The organism is Paraflavitalea devenefica, assembly GCF_011759375.1.
Lineage (GTDB): Bacteria > Bacteroidota > Bacteroidia > Chitinophagales > Chitinophagaceae > Paraflavitalea > Paraflavitalea devenefica.
The window spans coordinates 82,717-104,912 of sequence record NZ_JAARML010000009.1 but is presented as its reverse complement, the minus strand read 5'-3'; the positions used below and the strand labels follow the sequence as shown (position 1 = coordinate 104,912).

19 protein-coding genes are annotated in these 22,196 nt (G+C 47.3%); 16 read left to right on the top strand and 3 right to left on the bottom strand.

The window, feature by feature from the left end; all coding sequences use genetic code 11:
• Positions 1-39: 39 nt before the first annotated feature.
• Both HB364_RS31530 and HB364_RS31525 read left to right on the top strand, forming a co-directional pair.
• Positions 40-1,008: a PorP/SprF family type IX secretion system membrane protein gene (locus HB364_RS31530; RefSeq protein ID WP_167292439.1), complete on the top strand. Its 969-nt coding sequence runs from the start codon at positions 40-42 to the stop codon at positions 1,006-1,008.
• 44 nt (positions 1,009-1,052) lie between these two features.
• Entirely contained in the window at positions 1,053-2,330 is a 1,278-nt protein-coding gene (locus HB364_RS31525; RefSeq protein WP_167292438.1) for an OmpA family protein, read from the top strand.
• An 86-nt stretch (positions 2,331-2,416) separates the two neighbouring features.
• Here the strand turns inward: HB364_RS31525 and HB364_RS31520 are convergent, their stop codons facing one another.
• Positions 2,417-3,313, bottom strand: coding sequence for a DNA-3-methyladenine glycosylase family protein (locus HB364_RS31520; protein ID WP_167292437.1), 897 nt, complete (start codon positions 3,311-3,313; stop codon positions 2,417-2,419).
• A gap of 417 nt (positions 3,314-3,730) precedes the next feature.
• On the opposite strand from HB364_RS31520, the gene HB364_RS31515 reads away from it, so the two are divergent.
• Genes HB364_RS31515 through moeB form a run of 4 tightly spaced genes read left to right on the top strand, consistent with a single transcriptional unit; the run spans position 3,731 to position 6,631 of the window.
• A complete protein-coding gene (locus tag HB364_RS31515; RefSeq protein ID WP_167292436.1) occupies positions 3,731-4,675 on the top strand; it encodes a PLP-dependent cysteine synthase family protein in 945 nt (314 codons plus the stop codon).
• Complete coding sequence (locus HB364_RS31510) at positions 4,672-5,106, top strand: Mov34/MPN/PAD-1 family protein (RefSeq protein WP_167292435.1); 435 nt, start codon at positions 4,672-4,674, stop codon at positions 5,104-5,106. The genes HB364_RS31515 and HB364_RS31510 overlap by 4 nt, the downstream gene beginning before the upstream one ends.
• 27 nt (positions 5,107-5,133) lie before the next feature.
• Positions 5,134-5,412 carry a MoaD/ThiS family protein gene (locus HB364_RS31505; RefSeq protein WP_167292434.1) on the top strand — a complete coding sequence of 93 codons (279 nt, stop codon included), beginning with the start codon at positions 5,134-5,136 and terminating at the stop codon, positions 5,410-5,412.
• A 55-nt stretch (positions 5,413-5,467) separates the two neighbouring features.
• Positions 5,468-6,631: a molybdopterin-synthase adenylyltransferase MoeB gene (gene moeB / locus HB364_RS31500; protein ID WP_167292433.1), complete on the top strand. Its 1,164-nt coding sequence runs from the start codon at positions 5,468-5,470 to the stop codon at positions 6,629-6,631.
• A gap of 348 nt (positions 6,632-6,979) precedes the next feature.
• Here the strand turns inward: moeB and HB364_RS31495 are convergent, their stop codons facing one another.
• Positions 6,980-8,542 (bottom strand): hypothetical protein, encoded by a 1,563-nt coding sequence (locus tag HB364_RS31495; protein ID WP_167292432.1) that lies wholly within the window; start codon positions 8,540-8,542, stop codon positions 6,980-6,982.
• A 211-nt stretch (positions 8,543-8,753) separates the two neighbouring features.
• On the opposite strand from HB364_RS31495, the gene HB364_RS31490 reads away from it, so the two are divergent.
• From HB364_RS31490 to ilvA, 10 genes are all read left to right on the top strand, one after another.
• Positions 8,754-9,923: a 2-isopropylmalate synthase gene (locus tag HB364_RS31490; RefSeq protein ID WP_167292431.1), complete on the top strand. Its 1,170-nt coding sequence runs from the start codon at positions 8,754-8,756 to the stop codon at positions 9,921-9,923.
• A gap of 95 nt (positions 9,924-10,018) precedes the next feature.
• Entirely contained in the window at positions 10,019-11,416 is a 1,398-nt protein-coding gene (leuC, locus tag HB364_RS31485) for a 3-isopropylmalate dehydratase large subunit (RefSeq protein WP_167292430.1), read from the top strand.
• An 11-nt stretch (positions 11,417-11,427) separates the two neighbouring features.
• Positions 11,428-12,024 (top strand): 3-isopropylmalate dehydratase small subunit, encoded by a 597-nt coding sequence (leuD, locus tag HB364_RS31480; RefSeq protein WP_167292429.1) that lies wholly within the window; start codon positions 11,428-11,430, stop codon positions 12,022-12,024.
• Between the two features lie 32 nt (positions 12,025-12,056).
• Positions 12,057-13,172: a 3-isopropylmalate dehydrogenase gene (gene leuB / locus HB364_RS31475; RefSeq protein ID WP_167292428.1), complete on the top strand. Its 1,116-nt coding sequence runs from the start codon at positions 12,057-12,059 to the stop codon at positions 13,170-13,172.
• 338 nt (positions 13,173-13,510) lie between these two features.
• Positions 13,511-14,458: a branched-chain-amino-acid transaminase gene (gene ilvE, locus HB364_RS31470; protein ID WP_167292427.1), complete on the top strand. Its 948-nt coding sequence runs from the start codon at positions 13,511-13,513 to the stop codon at positions 14,456-14,458.
• 35 nt (positions 14,459-14,493) lie between these two features.
• Positions 14,494-16,176 (top strand): dihydroxy-acid dehydratase, encoded by a 1,683-nt coding sequence (ilvD, locus tag HB364_RS31465; RefSeq protein WP_167292426.1) that lies wholly within the window; start codon positions 14,494-14,496, stop codon positions 16,174-16,176.
• A 55-nt stretch (positions 16,177-16,231) separates the two neighbouring features.
• On the top strand, positions 16,232-17,974 hold the full coding sequence (ilvB, locus tag HB364_RS31460) for a biosynthetic-type acetolactate synthase large subunit (RefSeq protein ID WP_167292425.1): 1,743 nt from the start codon (positions 16,232-16,234) through the stop codon (positions 17,972-17,974).
• Between the two features lie 30 nt (positions 17,975-18,004).
• A complete protein-coding gene (ilvN, locus tag HB364_RS31455; protein WP_167292424.1) occupies positions 18,005-18,595 on the top strand; it encodes an acetolactate synthase small subunit in 591 nt (196 codons plus the stop codon).
• An 82-nt stretch (positions 18,596-18,677) separates the two neighbouring features.
• Complete coding sequence (ilvC, locus tag HB364_RS31450) at positions 18,678-19,760, top strand: ketol-acid reductoisomerase (RefSeq protein ID WP_167292423.1); 1,083 nt, start codon at positions 18,678-18,680, stop codon at positions 19,758-19,760.
• An 83-nt stretch (positions 19,761-19,843) separates the two neighbouring features.
• Positions 19,844-21,100 (top strand): threonine ammonia-lyase, encoded by a 1,257-nt coding sequence (gene ilvA, locus HB364_RS31445; protein WP_167292422.1) that lies wholly within the window; start codon positions 19,844-19,846, stop codon positions 21,098-21,100.
• A gap of 102 nt (positions 21,101-21,202) precedes the next feature.
• Here ilvA and HB364_RS31440 read toward each other — a convergent pair whose 3' ends face one another.
• The gene (locus tag HB364_RS31440) at positions 21,203-22,171 is read right to left on the bottom strand and encodes a transglutaminase family protein (RefSeq protein ID WP_167292421.1); all 969 of its coding nucleotides are present in this window, start codon (positions 22,169-22,171) and stop codon (positions 21,203-21,205) included.
• Positions 22,172-22,196 lie beyond the last annotated feature (25 nt).

Sequence of the window (22,196 nt, the reverse complement as noted above, 5' to 3'; positions counted from 1 at the left end):
TAAGGTATCATCCGATATACAATTTAAAACCACGACCAAATGAAATCAATTTGGTTCTTACTAAGCGGTGTTTTATTGGCGGGCATAGCCCGGGCACAGGAAATTAACTTTTCCCGTGTACAGGACATGGCAGTCTGGTACAACCAGTCGCTCAAAACCGATAAACTCAATAGTGTAAAACTAAACTACCGCAACGTACAATACGGAGGCGTCATTGCCTACAACAGCATCAGCGCCATGGCCGATATGCCGTTGATTGCAAAATCTAAAAAAGAAGCAGCGAACACCGGCTACTTCAGCGCCAGCGCAGGAGCAGCTTCAGATAAATCAAATCAGGGTATCCTCAACAATACCCTGGGACTGTTGGGTATATCCTATGCCCTGCCCATCGGGAAAAATGAAACCTACCTGGCGGCCGGCTTCCAGGGCGTTTACTACCAGAGCAACCTCAACGTCAACGGCGGAGCGCTCTTTGGCGATCAATATGACAAATACGGACCGGTGGAGGGGATGGCCAGCAACGACCGCTATGCTTCCGGCTGGTCGTACGGCTATTTTAATCTCAATGCCGGTATCTCTGTTTTCAACAATTCAGCGTTTAATAAATGGTACCTGGGTGCATCGGTCATGCACGTGAACAAACCCTATACCGATAAGAACAAAACAAAGGAATACCGGCTTTCACAGGCCTGGGGTGTACAAGGGGGATACAGGTTTGTAACCGGACTTGATGATGATGAATGCGCCTTCTATGCGTCCATGAACTGGCAGGGGAAAGCCTACAAGCATTTCTTCAATGGCACCTGGTCCACACCCGTCAAACAATTGCCGGGTACGGCCGTAGGCCTGGGATTGGGTTACCGCTATGAAGACGCGTTGGTACCCAGCATTGAATTAAGGTATGTGAAGCTGATAGTGGGAATATCCTATGATATGAATATTTCCGATATCAGCGCATCAGGAATAAAACGTAATGGATTGGAATTAGCCCTAAGACTCGATTTTTAAAATCTTACCACCCTATGTCATAACCTCAGAAAAATCAATAACCAATGAAAAAGGTACTAATCTGTTTGGCGGGTTGCCTCCTGCTGGCCGCACAAGCTATCCTGGCACAGGAAGTTGAACGGGAATGGGACAACAGATGGTTTATATCGCCCCTCTGTAAATTCCAGGTGCAGGAATTTGGCATGCTGGAAAAAAACAGGCACGGATTTCTGAGCGATGCCAATCAACTGCCGATCATGGACAAGATCAATGCGTCCTTTGCAGCATCTGCTTATAAAAACATTGTCGGCCGTTTGTCCTTCAGCGTAGATATCGGTCTTAGTTATGGGCATGTTACCAGTAAAGACAGGTTGATCAGCACTACAGAGGCCCAAACCTACAACCTGCTCAATGCCACCCTTTACTACCATTTATTAAGTCACCGTTACCGCCTCCAGCCTTTCATCTCGGCAGGCATCACTAACCTGATCAACGACTCTTCCTATACCAGCGCGCCCATGGGCGTTGGATTAAAGTTCAATTCCAAAAAGATCATGATCATGGCGCAGGCGGCATATGGCTATTCAATCAGCAAAACTACCGCCAACTCCCTGAACTACTCTTTGGGCCTGTACCTGGGTATCAATAACAAAAAGAAGAAGAAAGCGGATAAGGACAAAGCTGCTGCCGCCGACTCTGCGAAGAAAGCGCAGGAAGACCTGGCTAAAAAGAGCGATACCACCAATAAGAACAATGGCCAGGTAGTGAACAACATTGTCATCAATGTAAACGTGGATTCCCTCCTTACTGCGAGGGCCGGTAACAATAATGGCGCCAATGGCAACCAGAATGGATGGCCCAATAACGGCAATCCCAATGGTAATCCCAATGAATGGCAGGGCCGTGAAAATGGTAAGGCAGATTATGGGGATTCCCTGGCAGGCGGACGTACAGCGCAGGCATTTGACCTCATAGACTACCAGGTAGATACCATCAATGGCAAGCCGGCGCTTAAATTCACCGTCTACTTCTACTACAAAGACTATTCACTCACCTCCAGGGCGTTTGCTACCGTGGATAAAGTGATTGCACAATTAAAACGTAACCCCGGTAAAATAGTGGAAATAAAAGGTTATACCGACAACGTAGGATCTACAGAGTACAACAACTACCTGTCTATGCGAAGAGCCCAGATGGCCTTTGATTACATGAACAGCAGGGGCGTACCGGCAGAGCGGATGATCGTAAGCTATTACGGAAAAGAATACCCGGTAGCTGAAAATACACCTGCCAATGCCTGGCTCAACCGCCGCGTAGAGCTCGTCGTACGCGATAAAGATTAAAGTTTTTAGTCGTGGATTTTCATAATAAAAGTCAAAGAGGGATCGTAACTGATCTCTCTTTTGCTTTAATTCCCACTTGCCACTCGCTATTTACCACTCGCCAAAGAACGCCACAAATAAAACACCAGGTAGCTTTCCCAGCCTTTAAACCTGAGGAACAGCTTCTCTATGCCGGCGCTGTCCTTTTTATCCTTGATCAGTCCGTGATTCAGTAATGCGTTCAGGAGGCCAACGTCTCCATAAGGAATGGCCTGTAATTGCTTCAGCGTTTTCATCAGTGCGTAATTGGCCGTCCACACGCCAATGCCCCTGATGGCGGTGAGCAGGGCTACCTGCTCTTCATATGAAGCGCATTGCTGCACCTGTTGCTTGCTGAGGGCGCCTGTTGCAAACAGTTGGGATACCAGCAGCAGGTATTCTGCCTTGCGCTCAGAGAATTGGAGAGGCCGCAGATCGGCTACCCTGGCATGTTGCAGTACGCCGGGTTGTGGAAATACATACAAGGCTTGTCCGTTCACCATCAGGCGTTCGCCGTATTGCTCTACCAGCCTGCGTTTCAGGGTATAAGCAAAATTCAGGTTGATCTGCTGCCCGATAATGCTCCAGCAGAGGGCTTCATAAAGATCATGGATGCCAATCAGGCGGAAGCCATCGAAGTCTTTTGCCATATAACCCAGTGTACGGTTTTTACGCAGCAGTGTGTAAAAAGGCGCAATATCCCGTTCCAGGTCAAACCACTCAATAATATATTGTATCAGTTCCTGCTGCAAGGCGGGGTCATGGCCTCCGTGTGTAAGGTGTAGTAACAGGTGTGCTGAATCGGCCTGCAGGGTAAAGGCAATATTCTCTCCTTTGATATTGATAGCTTTAGACAAACTGCCCGGCGCTATATGATGCAAACAGTCGTCATAATTCCGGTTCAGGAACCACAAACACTCATCAAAACTGAACAGGGCCGGCTTCGGGATCAGCAACGTCTTCATGGCTCAAATGTAAGCAACCACCAAAAACCAGCCCACCCGTTTCTTGCTTCGGCCACCGAAGCCCCGGCGAAGGTGGCGCTTAATCGGAAGCCCTGGCGCAGGCGGTCTGCTTAACTAACGATCATTCATATAAACTACATTTAACAAATAGTCTACACCACCTATAGGATTTATCCAATAATTCCCTTTATATTTGTAACTGTAAAATCGTTCTCACCAAAATGACATTTCATAACCCATACAAAAATTGTTGTTGCTGTTGTTGTCAACATGCCAGGGTTATTGGGGTGGGTGATAGCCATTGGTAACAACTGAATAGTTAATATTCAACATATTACAAGCTCCACCAACGTGTGGGGCTTTTTTATTTCCATACCGTTCGATCCAGGTTGAACAACTAACAATAATACAGAACCGATGCCATTCCTAACGTCAGAACATATTGATGAAAGATTGCTGGACAGTGTCCGACAGCTCAGCAGCAAAATAGGACACACCCCTTTATACCGGATCACCAAACTATTTGCAAAGCCCCATGTTACTATTTATGCCAAGCAGGAATGGAAACAACTTTCCGGCAGTGTAAAAGCCCGCGCCGGTTACAACATCTTTAAGGCCGCTATTGAAAAAGGACAGCTTACCCGCGCAAAGACCTTGCTGGATGCCACCAGTGGTAACACAGGTATTGCTTATGCGGCCGTAGGCAATAACCTCAACGTGCCTGTAACACTCTGCCTTCCTGAGAATGCTTCCAAAGAACGCAAGGAAATATTGCAATCACTGGGCGCCCGGATCATCTATACCTCCAAATTTGAAGGTACAGATGGTGCGCAGGCTGTCGCCAAAGAGCTGGCCCTGGCCCATCCGGATAAATACTTCTATGCCGATCAGTATAAGAATGACAACAACTGGAAAGCCCATTACTATACCACCGCACTGGAGATCATCAATGACCTGCCTGGCATTACCCACTTTGTGGCCGGACTGGGTACCAGCGGCACCTTTGTAGGTACCGGCAGGCGTTTGAGGGAACTCAATCCAGCTATTCACCTTACTTCTCTGCAACCGGATAATCCCATGCACGGTATGGAAGGCTGGAAGCACATGGAAACAGCCGTGGTGCCCACCATCTATGATACCACTGTAGCCGATGAAAACAATGAAGTAAGTACCGAAGAAGCCTATGAGATCATCAAGGCTGCCTGGAAACATGAGAACCTGCTGCTGAGCCCTTCTGCCGCAGCCAACCTCGCAGGCGCTATCAGGGTAGCAGAAAAGCTGGAAGCCGGTAACATAGTGACCGTATTTCCTGATAATGCCGATAAATACAGTGAAGTAATTAAAAAACTTGGTATTCAATGATAACTATACAACCAGTAGCAAAGGAATTAATGTTCAAAGACGCGGTACAGGCTTTTCCCGATGAATGTTGCGGGTTCCTGTTTGGAGAAGAAGACCGGGAAGGTAACCGGATTATCAGTGAAATACAGGTAGTGAACAATGCTAAGGAAGGCGATAAGCGCCGGCGGTTCCTGATAGCGCCGCTCGACTACATCAGGGCCGAGCAATATGCGGAAGACAACAAGCTGCTTCTGCTGGGAGTATATCACTCACATCCCAATCATCCGGCCATTCCTTCCGAGCATGACCGGGTAGCGGCGCAGCCTTATTTCTCTTACATCATCATCTCTGTGCTGGAAGGAAAAATTGGTCCTGTGCGTTCCTGGCGCTTAAATGATGAAGTACAGTTTGAAGAAGAGACCGTAGCAACTTTTGAAGTATCACCATTATAATATAAACAACAAATAACATCAACGATCATGGCAACAGTAATCATTCCTACACCATTACGAAAATTCACCAACAATACGGCCAGGCTGGATATCCAGGCCGATACCATTGAAAAGACCGTTAGCGAATTAACACTTAACTTTCCGGAACTGAAAAAGCACTTGCTGGATGATAAAGGACAGATCCGCACCTTTGTCAACATCTTTGTAGGCAATGATGATATCCGCGACCTGCAACAGGAGAAAACCGCTGTGAAAGCTGATACCGTTATCAGCATCGTACCTGCCATCGCCGGCGGAATAGAATAAGTAACTTTACCCTGTGACTGCCATCATGAATTATTAATCATTCAATCATGAAACAATGAGCAATCATACAAACATAACCTTCTCCAAAGAAGAACTGGCCCGTTACAACAGGCATATCATCATTCCTGAATTTGGTTTGGAAGCCCAGCAAAAACTTAAAGCCGCCAAAGTGTTGATCGTGGGTTCGGGCGGTTTGGGCAGCCCGGCATTACTATACCTCGCTGCTGCCGGTGTAGGCACTATTGGCATTGTAGACTTTGACATAGTGGATGACAGCAACCTGCAACGCCAGGTATTATTTGGCGTGGAATCGGTTGGCAAACCCAAAGTAGAAGCTGCCAAAGCCCGGTTGCAGGCGCTTAATCCGCACATCAACCTCGTGTTGTACAATACGCAGCTTACCTCGCAGAATGCACTGGATATTCTTAAAGACTACGACCTGGTAGCTGATGGAACAGATAACTTCCCCACGCGCTACCTCGTCAATGATGCGGCTGTATTATTGGGTAAGCCCAACATCTATGCCTCTATCTTCCAGTTTGAAGGACAGGTATCTGTTTTCAACTACCGTAACAAAGAAGGGGTATTAGGTCCCAATTACCGCGACCTGTATCCCACACCGCCGCCGCCGGGCCTGGTGCCCAGTTGCGCCGAAGGTGGTGTATTGGGTGTGCTGCCCGGCATCATCGGAAGCCTGCAGGCGCTGGAAGTGATCAAAGTCATCACCGGTGTAGGAGATCCGCTGGCCGGCCGTTTTTACATCTTCGATGCGCTCAACTTTGAAAGCCGCACCTTCAACATCTCCCGCCGGGACGATAACCCGCTCAATGGTAAAAATCCTACCATTACTGCCCTGATAGATTATGAGCAATTCTGCGGCATGAAAGCAGTGGAGAAACCGATCAAGGAGATCACCGCTACAGAACTGTACGACTGGCAGGTAAAGGGCGAACCATTCCAGCTCATTGATGTTCGTGAAAAGCATGAGTATGACCTGGTAAACATTGGCGCCGAACTAATACCGCTGGCTACGGTGGCGGATAACGCTGATAAATTCCGCCGCGACACAAAAGTAGTCGTGCATTGTAAAATGGGTGGCCGCAGCGCCAAAGCCATCCGGGAACTGGAAGAGAAGTTCGGGTTTACGAACCTGTACAACCTCAAGGGAGGTATACTTGGGTACATTGACGAAGTACAACCGGAGCTTACAAAGTATTAATAATCAATAGAAAATAAGGCAATAAGAGCATTTGCCGATACTTTTAAAGGCTGATTGTAATAAGACTAATGGTTGGTAAGTCTATTATAATCAGCCTTTTGTATTGGTATTGGGGGAAAGAAAATAGGTGTAAACAGGCACTGGCTAATTAGGAGTGCCTGGAGAATCCAGGGCTATCCTATTGATAATGCACACATTATTGCGGCCATATAGCATTCGCATTTTAACAGACTTGCACTGGCCAGAGCACTCCAGTGCAAGTTTACTACCATTCCAGTGCAAGTATATATGCGGAAAGCCACGTCCAGACCACCATTCGGAGGCCTTTCTACTGCAATTTTGGAAGCTTTAGCATTCAGACGCCTTATGCTTCACGGCATTGAGGAATTTCTGCCGGATCACGTTTTGCACCGGCGTATTGTTGATCTTGCTTTCCAGCCAGGAAATAATATCGAGGTACATAAAGGCCCGCGTTTCGAAGCGGTTGCGTTCATGTTGTTTCAGCTTATTCAGCAGTTTTTCAAACTCTCCCTTTAATTGCTTGGGGGAAACATGGAAGGAGCGCCTTAAAAAGCGGAAGATCTCTTCTTCCACCACGCTCAGGTTTTCCATCTTGGCCATAAAGCGGTACACGGATTTGAACAGGTATTCCAGCAGGTCGAAATTACCCAGCTCATAATGTGCTATCAGGTGCAACAGCCGTGAATAACACTGCAGGTCGGTACGCAGGTCTACCTTCCAGTTAATGATCTTATTCAGGTAATCAATGGCCTGTTCATAATGACCGCTGCCAAAATACAGGGAGGCGATCTTGTAATAGAATACCAGCACCCGGTGCCTGTCGAGGAACAGATAATATTCCTTCAGCTTCTCTTCTGTTTGTGGCACCAGGGAAAGCCCTTCACTGAATGTGCCTTCCATAAAGTGCTTATTGATCCGCGAGATCTGCAGGTACACGAACGTCTGGATGCGGTTATTGTCGTTCGAATTGGCAATATCCGACTGGGCGAATGCTTCAAACTTTGCCAATGCCTCATTGAACTTCTGGTAATTCTGCAGGTCAAAATGCGCGCTCAGCAGGTTGTGCATACCCTTAATATAGTGGGCTGTTTCCACCTCCATCATAAAAGGTTCCTTGTCAAACAGCTCTACCCATTTCTGCGTATAACGATAATACTGCAACAGGTCCTGCCGTATAAAAGCATACCAGCAGTAACTTTGGTACAGGTACAGCTTCTCATAAAAACCTTTCGGTTCTTCTGCGCCGGCAGGAAAATGTTGTTCAAAGAAATTGCGCAGGTCGGTTTCATCCTTTTCATTCCGGGCATGGCCATGCTTAATATACCAACTGTACAGCAGGAGGGAGAGGTTGGAAAGCTTACCGGTATTCACCAGTTTGGTATTCACTTCATCTACCTCATTCGTTAGCTTTTCTGCACGGTCCTGCATACTGCGGGTAATATGCAGCGCCTCTATCTTCTTCTCAAAAAACAAAGCCTGCAGTAAATAAGTGACCTGGTTATGCGTCCGCGCTGTTTCCTTCATCTTGTCCAGCACCTTCAGGCTTTGCAGGTACAAGCCTTTATTGTATAAGATCCGCGCATAGTCCATCTGCTCATGCAACTGGATATCTATATTACTTTCATCCTTGATCAGGCGAAGGCTGGATAAGATCTGTCTGTACAAATGGGCTTTAATATTGGAGAGCTGCTGCTTCTTAATACCTTCATTCTTCCTCAGCAGCAGGGCCTCGTCATATTCATCCATCTTATCCAATGCATCAAAAAGCTGTACCACCTTCAACTCTTCGCTGGAAGAATTGCGTTGTACATACAGCTTGAAATTCCTTTTTTCCGACTTTTCCAGGGAATGGATAAGCTGAAAAAGTGCATCAGTTGAGCGATTGGGCATCGTATTTAATAATCGTTAAACCTGTTGATATTCAAATAATTACGTATTGATCTTTAGGGGTTAAGCAGTGTAAATTACTTACAATTTTGATTTCACTTACTCAATTAACAGAGATAATTTCGGTACAGCAGGTTGTTTAACCGGTTTCTCAGCAAGCAACACAAAATAAACAGCCTGCTCCTTTATCTTATTACCCTTCTTAAAATTTATTATGCCAGGACAAAAGGTCTATATTTTTGATACTACTTTGCGCGATGGGGAACAAGTTCCCGGATGTAAGTTAAATACAGCGGAAAAAATTGAAATAGCTCTGGCCCTCGAAGCATTGGGTGTTGACATCATTGAGGCTGGTTTTCCCATCTCTTCACCTGGCGATTTTCAAAGTGTACATGAGATCGGTAAAGTCATCAAAAATGCAGTCATCTGCGGTCTTAGCCGTGCTGTTCAAAAGGACATTGAAGTAGCTGCAGAAGCCCTCCAAAGCGCCAAAAGAAGGCGTATCCACACGGGTATTGGTACTTCTGACTATCATATTAAGTCTAAATTTAATTCTACCCGGGAAGACATCCTGCAAAGAGCAGCCCAATGTGTGAAATGGGCGCGCAACTTCACCGATGATGTGGAATTCTATGCAGAAGATGCCGGCCGTACAGAAAATGAATACCTGGCCAGGGTAGTGGAGGCGGTCATCGCTGCCGGCGCTACTACTGTAAATATCCCGGATACTACCGGTTATTGCCTGCCACACCAGTATGGCGAAAAGATCGCCTATCTGGTCAACAATGTACCAAATATTGATAAGGCAGTTATTTCCTGCCATTGCCACAATGACCTGGGCCTGGCTACCGCCAACTCCATTGCCGGCGTGATCAGCGGAGCCCGCCAGATCGAATGTACCATCAATGGGCTGGGCGAAAGGGCCGGCAACACTTCCCTCGAAGAAGTAGTGATGGTCATCAAACAACACAGTACACTGGGTTACTACACCAATATCAACGCCAAACAACTGAACCCGCTGAGCCGCCTGGTTTCCGATACCATGCGTATGCCGGTTCAACCCAATAAAGCGATTGTAGGCGCCAATGCTTTCTCCCACTCCTCCGGTATTCACCAGGATGGGTTCCTGAAAGATGCGCAGACCTACGAGATCATCAATCCGGAAGAAGTAGGCGCAGATGGCAGTAAGATCGTGCTGACAGCCCGCAGCGGCCGCAGCGCCCTGGCCCATCGTTTCCAGAAACTGGGATTCATGTATACCCGGAATGATATAGATGTATTGTATGATCAGTTCCTCAAAGTAGCCGATAGGAAAAAAGAGGTGGAAGATGAGGACTTAAAAGGTCTTGCCAGTCAATACCAGGCAAAGGCCGCCGTAGCATAGTGAGCAGTATTTTCTCATAATCATGTAGTTTTTGTTTACGGCGTGGCGCTTCTGCGCCACGCTTTCATTCACGAGGAAAAGAGCACAAAAAGAAAATGGGAAAGACATTATTTGATAAGATCTGGGAAAAGCACGTCGTCAGGCAAATTGAAGGCGGCCCTGCTGTGTTGTACATTGATAAACATTTTATTCATGAGGTAACCAGTCCCCAGGCTTTTAAGGGATTGGAGAAAAGAGGCCTGAAAGTATTCCGTCCCCAGCAAGTAGTAGCTACTGCCGATCACAATGTACCTACCCTCAATCAGCACCTGCCTATCAAAGATGATCTCTCCCGCAACCAGGTGCAGCAACTCATCGAGAACTGTAAAAGACACGATATCGAATTATATGGCCTTGGACACCCGTTCCAGGGCATTGTGCATGTAATAGGGCCTGAACTGGGAGTTACCCAACCGGGTATGACCATTGTGTGTGGCGATAGCCATACCTCCACGCACGGCGCTTTCGGGACCATTGCTTTTGGTATTGGTACCAGCGAAGTGGAAATGGTCATGGCTACCCAGTGTTTAATGCAGAGCAAGCCAAAGCTCATGCGCATCAATGTAGAAGGGGAATTAAACAAAGGAGTGGTGTCGAAAGACATCATTTTGTTTATAATAGCACAGATATCGGCCAGCGGCGCCACCGGTTACTTTGTGGAATTTGCAGGTTCTGCTATCCGCAGCCTTAGCATGGAAGCCCGCATGACCATCTGCAACATGAGCATTGAAATGGGCGCCCGTGGTGGTATGATCGCTCCGGATGACATCACTTTCGATTACATCAAAGGCCGCTTATTCGCCCCAGGTAGTAGCCAGTGGGAAAGAAAGCTCAATGCCTGGAAAGAATTGTATTCCGATGCAGAGGCAGTATTCGATAAAGAGATCCACATCAACGCGGCTGATATTGAACCCATGATCACCTATGGCACCAATCCTGGTATGGGCATGGGTGTTACAGGACATATACCTGCCGAAAATGAGATTGATGAGAAAGAGAAGCTCTCTTTCCTGAAATCACTCAACTACATGGGCCTTCAGCCGGGCAGCGGCATCAAAGGTAAAAAAGTAGACTATGTTTTCATTGGTAGCTGCACCAACAGCCGCATTGAAGACCTTCGACTGGTAGCTTCTTTTGTGAAGGGCAGGAAAAAAGCCGATGATGTACAGGTATGGATTGTACCAGGATCCCGCCAGGTGGAAAAGCAGGCGATTGCCGAAGGCATTGATAAAGTATTTGAAGAGGCCGGCTTCCAGTTGCGCCAGCCCGGTTGTTCTGCCTGCCTGGCCATGAATGAAGACAAGATACCGGCCGGTAAATATTGTATCTCTACTTCCAACAGGAACTTTGAAGGAAGGCAGGGACCCAATGCCCGGACCTTTTTAGCCAGCCCTTTGACCGCTGCGGTAGCAGCCATCACAGGAGAAGTAGCAGACGTAAGAGAGTATTTATAATTAATGATTCAATGAGCAAGGCAATCAATATAATAAAGAGTACGGTTGTTCCGGTCAATATCGAAAACATCGATACCGATCAGATCATTCCTGCCCGTTTCCTCAAGGCTACCAGCCGGGATGGATTTGGTAAGAACCTGTTTCGTGACTGGCGTTTTAATAATGATGATGAAAATCAGCCCAAAGCTGATTTTGTAATGAATAACCCTGTTTACAAAGGGAAGATCCTGGTGGCTGCCCGCAACTTCGGATGCGGTTCTTCCAGGGAGCATGCTGCCTGGGCCATTAAGGATGCCGGATTTGATGTAGTGGTAAGCAGTTTCTTTGCCGATATCTTCCGCAATAACTCGTTAAATAACTTCTTACTACCGGTACAGGTAAGCGAAGCGTTCCTGCAGGAAATATTCAAGGCGGTAGAGAATGACCCTGCTACTGAAATAGAAGTGAGCCTGGAACAACAGACTATCACCATCAAGGCTACCGGTGCACAATCAACATTTGAAATCAACAGTTACAAAAAGACTTGTCTGCTCAACGGGTATGATGATATTGATTACCTGCTGAGCATGCGCAACGAAATAGAGGCCTTTGAAACGGCCCGTCCGTAAACGTTTATCCCAACCCGAAAACAAAAAACTACATGGAAAAAAATATTGTTGTAATTGAAGGCGATGGCATCGGCCCGGAAGTAACCCGGCAGTCGGTCAAGGTGCTGAATGCCATTGCTGACCAGTTCGGTCATACCTTTCATTACCGGCATTGTCTGATGGGTGCCGATGCCATTGATAAAACCGGCAACCCATTACCCGATGAAACCATTGAAGCCTGCCTCAACAGCGATGCGATCCTGTTTGGCGCTATTGGTCATCCTAAATACGACAATGATCCTTCTGCCAAAGTACGCCCCGAGCAAGGGTTACTCAAGCTGCGCAAGTCATTACAATTGTTTGCCAACATACGACCCGTAACCACGTATCCGTCTTTGCATCATCTTTCCCCCTTGAAAACAAAGAACATTGAAGGGGTCGATTTTGTGATCTTCCGTGAACTCACGGGGGGTATTTACTTCGGTAAAAAAGAGATTAATGAGGAGAGCACCCGGGCCTCTGACGATTGTGTGTACACCCGCGAAGAAATTGAGCGGGTGTCACACCTTGCCTTCCGTTATGCGCAACAGCGCAGGAAGAAGCTCACGTTGGTAGACAAGGCCAATGTGCTCGAAACCTCCCGGTTATGGCGTAAAGTAGTGCAGGAGATCGCTGGTCAGTATAAGGATGTAACTGTCGACTTTTTGTTTGTAGACAATGCGGCCATGCAGATCATCCAGAACCCCAAACAGTTTGATGTAGTGTTGACAGAGAACATGTTTGGTGATATCATCAGTGATGAGGCCAGTGTTATCAGCGGATCGCTGGGCTTATTGCCTTCTGCTTCCATGGGTAAAGGTGCCGCCCTGTTTGAACCCATCCATGGTTCTTATCCGCAGGCGGCCGGTAAAGACATTGCCAACCCATTGGGCTCTATCCTTTCTGCTGCTATGTTGCTGGACCACATTGGTTTGCCGAAAGAAGCAGCCCTGGTACGGGAAGCCGTGGAGTGGACTTTGCAGAATGGTTTTGTTACAAAAGATATTGACTCGATCAATTTCTATTTCACTTCCACCATTGGTGAACTGATCTGTGATTATGTAGCCAATCGCATACCGGATGGAGTGAACAAGGCTAATATAGAGTTGAGGAAGTCAACGATTATATAGAAGTCTGAGGTCGGAAGTCTGAAATACAGGTTCTTCTGACCTCAGACTTCCGACTTCGGTCTTCCAAAATAAAGTTGCTTGCTGTAGTTCTTTTTTTGAAACAGGGGGTGTATATTCGCAGTGCATCATTCCTTCTATGTTGAAAAGCGGAACAAATAATGTCCTTTCTGTGATTACTGCAATAATTATTGTGGTGGTGGTCATTATTATTCCTGCATCAAACGGAGGTGGTGTTTAACGTATAATTAAAACAGTTAAAAATACAAAGCGACCCGCCTCCAAAGAGGCGGGTTTCTTTTTTGTTTCACCCGCTGTAAAGCTTTAAAAACTTGCGAATTATGGCATCGTATTACAACGAGAACACCATTGTTTACCACAATGGAAAATATGTGAAAGCCACGGAGGCTAAGGTAGACCTGTATGGTCAGACAATGCATTATGGTCTGGGCGTATTTGAAGGCATTCGTTCCTATAAAACAGTGGATGGCCATACCAGGATCTTTAAAGCGGTGGAGCATTATGATCGCTTAAAGAATTCTGCCGAAGCAATGAATATGCCTTACGACTGGCATGCGGTAGACCTGATTGATGCTACCTATGAAGTGTTACGTCAAAATAACCTGCAGGATGCGTATATCCGTCCGCTGGTATATGGACCTGCCAATATGAGCTTCAACCTCAATACCGAATCCAACATTGTGATTGAGGTGTGGGAGATGGGGAAATTCTTAGGCGATAAGCTGTTGCGGGTATTGAGCTCTCCGTTTCAGCGTCCCAATCCTGCCGGTTTTAAAATAGAAGCCAAGGCCTGCGGTCATTATGTGAACTCTATCCTGGCCAGCCAGGATGCCAAGGCCAAAGGATATGATGAAGCCTTGCTGACCGATATGAATGGCTTTATCGCAGAAGGTCCGGGCGCCAACATGTTCTTCGAAAAAGATGGTGTGCTCTATACGCCCTCCTTGGGCAATATATTACCGGGCATCACCAGGGCTACGGTCATTGAATTGTGTGCTGAATTGAATATAAATGTGGCAGAAGGGCAATTCACCATTGAGCAGTTGAAGCAGGCTGATGCTGCTTTCTTCTGTGGCACGGCTGCTGAGGTGATTGGCTGGGAATCATTGGATGAAACAAAATTCCCGCTCGATTGGAATAAGAGCCTGGGTAGGGTACTGCAACAGGCTTATAAAGACCGGGTAACTGAACAACCGCTGGCGCCGGAAAGACTCAATGGAGCCAATAAAGGGTTGAAGAGTAAAGAAGCCATAGCAGAAAGATCATAAGCATAAACAATAACTATAGTTCATCAAGGATCAGTATGAAAGAATTAAACAAATATTCAAAGACGATTACGCAGGATGTAACGCAGCCTGCTGCCCAGGCCATGCTGTATGGTATTGGTTTAACAGAGGATGACCTGAAAAAAGCACAGGTAGGTGTCGTGAGCATGGGGTATGATGGCAACACCTGCAACATGCACCTGAATGACCTGGCCAAAGTAGTAAAGCAGGGTGTATGGGACAATGAGCTGGTAGGACTGATCTTTAATACCATTGGTGTAAGTGATGGTATCAGCAACGGGACCGAAGGTATGCGTTACTCCCTGGTGAGCCGCGATATCATCGCCGATTCTATTGAAGCCGTATGCGGCGCACAATATTACGATGGCGTCATTGCATTGCCTGGTTGTGATAAGAACATGCCCGGCTCTGTTATTGCCATGGGACGTTTAAACCGCCCGGCCATCATGGTATACGGTGGTACTATTGCTCCCGGTCACTACAAAGGCCAGGACCTGAATATTGTTTCTTCTTTTGAAGCGCTGGGCCAAAAAATTGCCGGCACTTTGTCTGAGGAAGACTTCAAAGGCATTGTACGTAATTCCTGTCCCGGTGCAGGCGCCTGCGGCGGTATGTACACGGCCAATACCATGGCTTCTGCTATTGAAGCATTGGGTATGAGCCTGCCGTACTCTTCTTCCAATCCTGCTCTGAGCGAGGACAAACAAAAAGAATGTCTGGAAGCAGGCAAGGCCATCCGCCTGCTGCTGGAAAAAGATATCAAGCCCCGCGACATCATGACGCGCAAGGCTTTTGAGAATGCCATCACAGTGATCATGATCCTGGGTGGAAGCACCAATGCTGTACTGCACCTCATCGCCATGGCCAAGAGCGTGGATGTTCCTCTTACGCAAGATGATTTCCAGGCCATCAGCAATAAGATACCGGTACTGGCCGATTTCAAACCCAGCGGTAAATACCTCATGCAGGACCTGCACCAATATGGCGGCGTGCCTGCTGTGATGAAATACTTATTGAAGAAAGGATTGCTGCATGGTGATTGTCTTACCGTAACCGGTAAAACACTGGCTGAGAACTTAGCCGATGCACCCGATCTGGATTTCAATCAACAGAAGATCATCCTTCCCCTCGAAACGCCTATCAAAGCAACAGGGCATTTACAAATACTCTATGGTAACCTGGCCGAGAAAGGTAGTGTAGCCAAGATCAGCGGTAAGGAAGGAGAAAGATTTGAAGGCCCGGCCCGTGTATTTGATGGTGAGTTTGAGCTCATCAATGGTATCAATACCGGTAAGATCAAGGCCGGTGATGTCGTAGTTATCCGTAACGTAGGGCCGAAAGGTGCTCCCGGTATGCCTGAGATGCTGAAACCTACCTCTGCCATCATAGGCGCTGGTTTGGGTAAAAGCATTGCACTCATCACCGATGGCCGTTTCAGCGGTGGTACCCACGGCTTCGTGGTAGGTCATATTACCCCTGAGGCGTATGAAGGTGGATTGATCGCCCTGGTACAGGACAATGATATCATTGAGCTGGATGCCACCAAAAATACCATTGTGCTGAAAGTAGCTGATCAGGTGATTGCCGAACGCAGGGCTAAGTGGAAACAACCTGCCCTGAAAGCCACCAAGGGCCTCCTGTACAAATACGCCCGGAGCGTAAAGGATGCCTCTGAGGGTTGTGTAACTGACGAGAATTAATTAATGAATATTGAGCATTGAACATTCATAAGAACCGAACCTTAAAAGAAATTATATGAGCAGTACAATCGAAATGGCGCCCAAAAAGAACCAGCCACAAAGCAAGACTACCAATATCAGTGGGTCTGTTGCTGTGTTGGAAGCCTTTATTGCGGAAGGTGTGGACACCATCTTTGGTTATCCCGGCGGCGCTATCATGCCTATCTATGATGCCTTGTATGATTACCAGCAAAAACTGAAACATATACTGGTCCGTCATGAGCAGGGTGGTATCCATGCTGCACAGGGATATGCCCGTACCTCCGGCCGTACAGGGGTAGTCTTTGCTACCAGCGGCCCTGGTGCTACTAACCTGGTGACAGGACTGGCAGACGCCATGATTGATAGTACGCCACTGGTTTGTATCACCGGTCAGGTATTTGCACACCTGCTGGGTACCGATGCCTTCCAGGAAACCGATGTGATCAACATTACCACACCGGTTACCAAATGGAATTACCAGGTAACAGATGCTACTGAAATTCCCGCCGTACTGGCCAAAGCCTTTTACATTGCCAACAGCGGCAGGCCCGGCCCGGTATTGATTGATATTACCAAGAATGCACAGTTGCAAAAGTTTGACTATGCAGGCTATGAAAAGTGCAACCATATCCGCAGCTATCGTCCCAAGCCCATCGTACGTAAAGAGTATGTAGAGCAGGCTGCCAAACTCATCAATGAAGCCGAGAAGCCATTCGTGATCTTTGGACAGGGCGTAATCCTGGGTAAAGCAGAAACGGAATTCAAAAAGTTCCTGGAGAAATCCGGTATTCCTGCTGCCTGGACCATCATGGGTGAGAGCGCTATCCCTACTGACCATCCGCTGGCGGTAGGTATGCTGGGCATGCATGGTAATTATGGTCCCAACGTATTGACCAACGAATGCGATGTACTTATTGCCATCGGTATGCGTTTCGATGACCGTGTTACCGGCAGGCTGGATAAATATGCCAAGCAGGCCAAAGTCATTCACCTGGATATTGACCCCTCGGAGATTGATAAAAACGTTAAATCTACTGTACCGGTATGGGGCGATTGTAAAGAAACATTGCCCTTGCTCACGGAACTGATAGCGCCCAAAGTATATCCCCAGTGGCTGCAGAAATTCCGTGAATTCCAGCAACAGGAAGAAGAAACCTGTATCAATCCTGAACTGAACCCTACGTCGGAACAACTGACCATGGGAGAGGTGATCAAAATACTGAATGAATTAACTGGTGGAGATGCGGTGATCGTTACAGACGTAGGTCAGCACCAGATGGTGGCCTGCCGTTATGCTAAGTTCAACCAGTCCAAGAGCAATGTTACTTCTGGTGGTCTGGGTACCATGGGCTTTGCTTTACCCGCTGCTATCGGCGCCAAGTTTGGAGCACCCGACAGAACGGTAGTTGCGATCATCGGTGATGGCGGATTCCAGATGACCCTGCAGGAGTTGGGCACCATCATGCAAAGTGAAGTAAATGTAAAAATACTCATCCTCAACAACCAGTTCCTGGGTATGGTGCGCCAGTGGCAGCAACTCTTCCACGACAAGCGTTACTCCTTTGTGGATATTGCCAGCCCCGATTTTGTACAGGTAGCTAAAGGTTATCGTATTGAAGGCAACAGTATTTCCCAAAGGGATAAACTGAAAGCCGGCTTACAGCAAATGCTGGAGCACAAAGGAGCCTACCTGCTGGAAGTAATGGTAGGAAAGGAAAACAACGTATTCCCCATGGTGCCGCAGGGATGCAGTGTAGCAGAGATCAGGTTGAAATAACAATAACATTATCCGTATAAAAATAGCGATATGTCAAAGCAGGAGTTTACAGTAACGGTATACACAGAGAACCAGATCGGTTTACTGAACCGTATTGCCATCATGTTCTCACGCCGTAAGATCAACATTGAAAGCCTCAATACCTCACCCAGTGAAGTGGAAGGTATTCACCGCTTTACCATTGTGATCAATGAAACAGAGGATGTGGTGAGAAAGCTGGCCCGCCAGATCGAAAAGCAGGTAGAGGTACTGAAAGCCTACTACAATACCAATGAAGAGATCGTTTGGCAAGAGTTGGCCATGTACAAAGTGCCTACCGATGAGATCGCCGAAAAGGTAAAAGTGGAAAGGTTATTGCGTGAGTATGGCGCCCGGGCGGTAGTGATCCGTAAAGACTATACCGTCTTTGAAACCACTGGTCAGCGTGAAGAAACCGATAAACTGATTGCCGTACTGGAGCCTTACGGACTGATAGAGTTCGTACGTAGCGCCCGTGTGGCCATCATTAAAGCCAGCAGCGGTTTCCATGAAAAGCTGAAGGAGTTTGAACAAACAGAGCCAAGCGAAGAGGTGATAGAAAATGAATTCCTGGATAAGCAGGATGAAGTGTTCACCATGTAATTCGGAAACAATCATCATTATAAAGTCGTTTGTTGGGTCGCCCAACCAGAAACAAAAAACTAAAAACCATAAACATTAAAAGATGGCAAAGTTAAATTTCGGCGGTGTGGAAGAAAACGTAGTAACCCGTGAAGAGTTCCCACTGGCCAAAGCGCAAGCTGTATTGAAAAATGAAGTAGTGGCAGTAATTGGCTACGGTGTACAAGGTCCCGGCCAGGCGCTGAACCAAAAAGATAATGGCATCAACGTAATCGTTGGGCAACGTAAGAATTCCAAGACATGGGATAAAGCGGTGCGTGATGGATTTGTGCCCGGCGAAACATTGTTTGAAATAGAAGAGGCTTTGCAACGTGGCACCATCATCTGCTACCTGCTGAGTGATGCTGCCCAGATCCAACTGTGGCCTACTGTACAAAAGCACCTTACACCCGGCAAAGCCCTGTACTTCTCTCATGGCTTTGGTATCACCTTCAATGAGCAGACAGGCATCGTTCCTCCCAAGGATGTAGACGTATTCCTGGTAGCTCCCAAAGGTTCCGGTACTTCTCTGCGTCGCATGTTCCTGCAGGGCCGTGGCCTCAACAGTAGCTATGCTATCTTCCAGGATGCTACCGGTAAAGCCAAAGAAAGGGTTGTTGCCCTGGGTATTGCTGTAGGTAGCGGTTACCTGTTTGAAACTGATTTCAAGAAAGAAGTATACTCCGACCTTACCGGTGAAAGGGGTACCCTCATGGGGGCAATCCAGGGTATCTTCGCTGCTCAATACGAAGTACTGCGTAAGAAAGGCCATACGCCTTCTGAAGCATTCAACGAAACAGTGGAAGAGTTGACACAATCCCTCATGCCGCTGGTAGCAGAAAATGGTATGGACTGGATGTATGCCAACTGTTCTACTACTGCACAGCGTGGTGCGCTGGATTGGTGGAAGAAGTTCCGCGACGCTACTTTGCCTGTATTCACTGAACTGTATGAAAGTGTGGCTGCCGGTAAAGAAAGCCAGCGTTCTATTGATTCCAACAGTCAGCCCGACTACCGTGAAAAGCTGGAAGTGGAACTGAAAGAACTGCGCGACAGTGAAATGTGGCAAGCTGGTAAAACAGTAAGAAGCCTGCGTCCTGAAAACCAGGCTGCACAACCTGCCAAGAAAGCTGCCGGAGTAGCTTAATTAATCATACTGCAAGACATCAAAGGCGCAAAGTTCATCTGTTTCTCTTTGCGCCTTTGTGTCTCTGCATACTACAAAACAATATGAGCTTACCTGCGTCCCATACTACAGAACTTGAATTTCATAAAGCGGCCCTACGGTTAAAGAAAGTGGTGACCAAAACACCCCTGATACTTAACCAGTCCCTTTCCCGTAAATACGGCTGTAATGTGTACCTGAAGCGGGAGGACCTGCAGGTAGTACGCTCCTATAAGCTGCGCGGCGCTTACAACATGATGAGCAGCCTGCCGGCAGAACAACTCCAGAAGGGAGTGGTATGCGCCAGTGCAGGCAATCATGCACAGGGCTTTGCTTTCTCCTGTAAAAAATTAGGGGTGAAGGGGGTGGTATTCATGCCCATCATTACACCCAACCAGAAGGTGAAGCAAACCCGGATGTTTGGCGAAGATTACATTGAAGTAGTATTGGTAGGCGATACTTTTGATGATTGTGCCATTGCTGCCAAAGCGTACACGGAAAAGCAGGGCATGACCTTTATTCCTCCTTTTGATGATCTCCGCATCATTGAAGGGCAGGGTACGGTAGCTGTAGAGATACTGGAAGAACTGTCTGACATTGATTATGTATTTGTTCCTGTAGGTGGCGGCGGACTCAGTGCCGGTGTCGGTTCCTATTTTAAAACCTATTCACCCCGCACCAAGATCATAGGACTGGAGCCGGAAGGCGCTCCTTCTATGAAAAGAGCATTGGAAGCAGGACAGCCGGTAACATTGGAAAACATAGAACGGTTTGTGGATGGCGCCGCCGTGAAGCGGGTAGGGGACCTCACATTCGCTATCTGTAAAGAAGTGCTGGACGATATGCACCTCGTGCCGGAAGGCAAGATCTGTTCCACCATCCTGAAACTATACAATGAAGACGCCATTGTGGTAGAGCCTGCCGGCGCCTTATCTATTGCCGCCCTGGATGATTATGCCGGTGCCATCAAAGGAAAGAACATCGTATGCATTGTAAGTGGCAGCAACAATGACATTGACCGTATGCAGGAGATCAAAGAGCGCAGTCTGCAATACGAAGGATTGAAACATTACTTCCTGGTGCGTTTTGCACAACGCCCCGGAGCGCTCAAAGAGTTTGTGAACCATGTACTGGGACCAAACGATGATATTACCCGCTTTGAATACATGCAAAAGCACAACAAAGAAACCGGTCCTGCGCTGGTAGGCGTAGAATTACAATCCCGGGAAGATTATGAAGTGCTGCTCCGCAATATGAATAAGTACCATATCAACTACACGGAGCTGAATAAGAATGATAACCTGTTTGGGTACCTGGTATAGTACAAAAGTTAGTGGTGAAAGGCTAGTAGCTAGTAGGAAATGCCAATAGCCAGCAAGCTACACCCAAGGCCCACTCGCCACTTCCCATTTACCACTCGCCTTTTATTGCTGTTGTTGCTGCTGCATCATCTCCATATGCTGGCGCCAGGAGTTCTTAGGTTCCCCATTGGTGGGCGCCACAGGTTGTGGTGTAAGTACAGTAGCCGCATCATTTTGTGTAACACCATCCTCATAAGCCACAGAGACGCCTACATCCAGGCGGTGATTGGCTGTTCCTTTATAAGTCCCTTTTACAGGTGAGCAATCCATAAAGCTTCTGCCTACTGCCAGTCGTACGTGCAGCTCATTGGCGATACAGTTATTGGTAGGATCAAAGCCCAGCCATCCATAAAAAGGAATATAGGCCTCCACCCAGGCATGGGTAGCACCTTCACCCCGCATGCCATTGCGGTTGGGACACACATAGCCACTTACATAACGCGCGGGGATATCAATCATGCGCAGCATAGCCAGCAGGATGTGTGCGAAGTCCTGGCAAACGCCCGCCTTCAATTGCCATATTTCATCGAGGGTGGTTTCTACCGTCGTCACACCTTTTATGTATTGGAAATTGGTATACACATAATCATTCAGCAAATTGGCTGCTTTCAATACCGTCACCTGCCTGCTTTCAGCAGCATTGGCAATAGCCTGCACTGCTGATAAGGCATTGAACTTTTCCTGCTTCAGGAAATCAATATAGGGAATATCATAAGCCAGGGAAAGCAGGTTATTCCATTGGTCTTCTTTGGCGGCCGTTTCTACAGGAAGTGTTCTTTTATGGGTCACCACTTCCATCCGCGCATCGATGACCAGCTCCTTATGGGAAGCTGTATACATAAAGGAGCCTACCTTATTGCCATAATAATCATGGTACAGGTCTAGGACCGGTTCACCGGTAATCATCAGATCGTGTTTCAGTACATCCTGGTACACATCTTCAAGCGGGAATAACATAATCTGGTTAGCACTATCCACAACAGGCACCTCATAGCTATACCTGGTAACGTGGTGAATTTTAAATCTTGGCATGAATTACAATCCGTTTTCTGGTTGT

Excerpts from the sequence above, each read along its gene's own strand:
- HB364_RS31530 (WP_167292439.1), top strand. The coding sequence starts at position 40 with ATGAAATCAATTTGGTTCTTACTAAGCGGTGTTTTATTGGCGGGCATA.
- HB364_RS31525 (WP_167292438.1), top strand. The coding sequence starts at position 1,053 with ATGAAAAAGGTACTAATCTGTTTGGCGGGTTGCCTCCTGCTGGCCGCA.
- HB364_RS31520 (WP_167292437.1), bottom strand. The coding sequence starts at position 3,313 with ATGAAGACGTTGCTGATCCCGAAGCCGGCCCTGTTCAGTTTTGATGAG.
- HB364_RS31515 (WP_167292436.1), top strand. The coding sequence starts at position 3,731 with ATGCCATTCCTAACGTCAGAACATATTGATGAAAGATTGCTGGACAGT.
- HB364_RS31510 (WP_167292435.1), top strand. The coding sequence starts at position 4,672 with ATGATAACTATACAACCAGTAGCAAAGGAATTAATGTTCAAAGACGCG.
- HB364_RS31505 (WP_167292434.1), top strand. The coding sequence starts at position 5,134 with ATGGCAACAGTAATCATTCCTACACCATTACGAAAATTCACCAACAAT.
- moeB (WP_167292433.1), top strand. The coding sequence starts at position 5,468 with ATGAGCAATCATACAAACATAACCTTCTCCAAAGAAGAACTGGCCCGT.
- HB364_RS31495 (WP_167292432.1), bottom strand. The coding sequence starts at position 8,542 with ATGCCCAATCGCTCAACTGATGCACTTTTTCAGCTTATCCATTCCCTG.
- HB364_RS31490 (WP_167292431.1), top strand. The coding sequence starts at position 8,754 with ATGCCAGGACAAAAGGTCTATATTTTTGATACTACTTTGCGCGATGGG.
- leuC (WP_167292430.1), top strand. The coding sequence starts at position 10,019 with ATGGGAAAGACATTATTTGATAAGATCTGGGAAAAGCACGTCGTCAGG.
- leuD (WP_167292429.1), top strand. The coding sequence starts at position 11,428 with ATGAGCAAGGCAATCAATATAATAAAGAGTACGGTTGTTCCGGTCAAT.
- leuB (WP_167292428.1), top strand. The coding sequence starts at position 12,057 with ATGGAAAAAAATATTGTTGTAATTGAAGGCGATGGCATCGGCCCGGAA.
- ilvE (WP_167292427.1), top strand. The coding sequence starts at position 13,511 with ATGGCATCGTATTACAACGAGAACACCATTGTTTACCACAATGGAAAA.
- ilvD (WP_167292426.1), top strand. The coding sequence starts at position 14,494 with ATGAAAGAATTAAACAAATATTCAAAGACGATTACGCAGGATGTAACG.
- ilvB (WP_167292425.1), top strand. The coding sequence starts at position 16,232 with ATGAGCAGTACAATCGAAATGGCGCCCAAAAAGAACCAGCCACAAAGC.
- ilvN (WP_167292424.1), top strand. The coding sequence starts at position 18,005 with ATGTCAAAGCAGGAGTTTACAGTAACGGTATACACAGAGAACCAGATC.
- ilvC (WP_167292423.1), top strand. The coding sequence starts at position 18,678 with ATGGCAAAGTTAAATTTCGGCGGTGTGGAAGAAAACGTAGTAACCCGT.
- ilvA (WP_167292422.1), top strand. The coding sequence starts at position 19,844 with ATGAGCTTACCTGCGTCCCATACTACAGAACTTGAATTTCATAAAGCG.
- HB364_RS31440 (WP_167292421.1), bottom strand. The coding sequence starts at position 22,171 with ATGCCAAGATTTAAAATTCACCACGTTACCAGGTATAGCTATGAGGTG.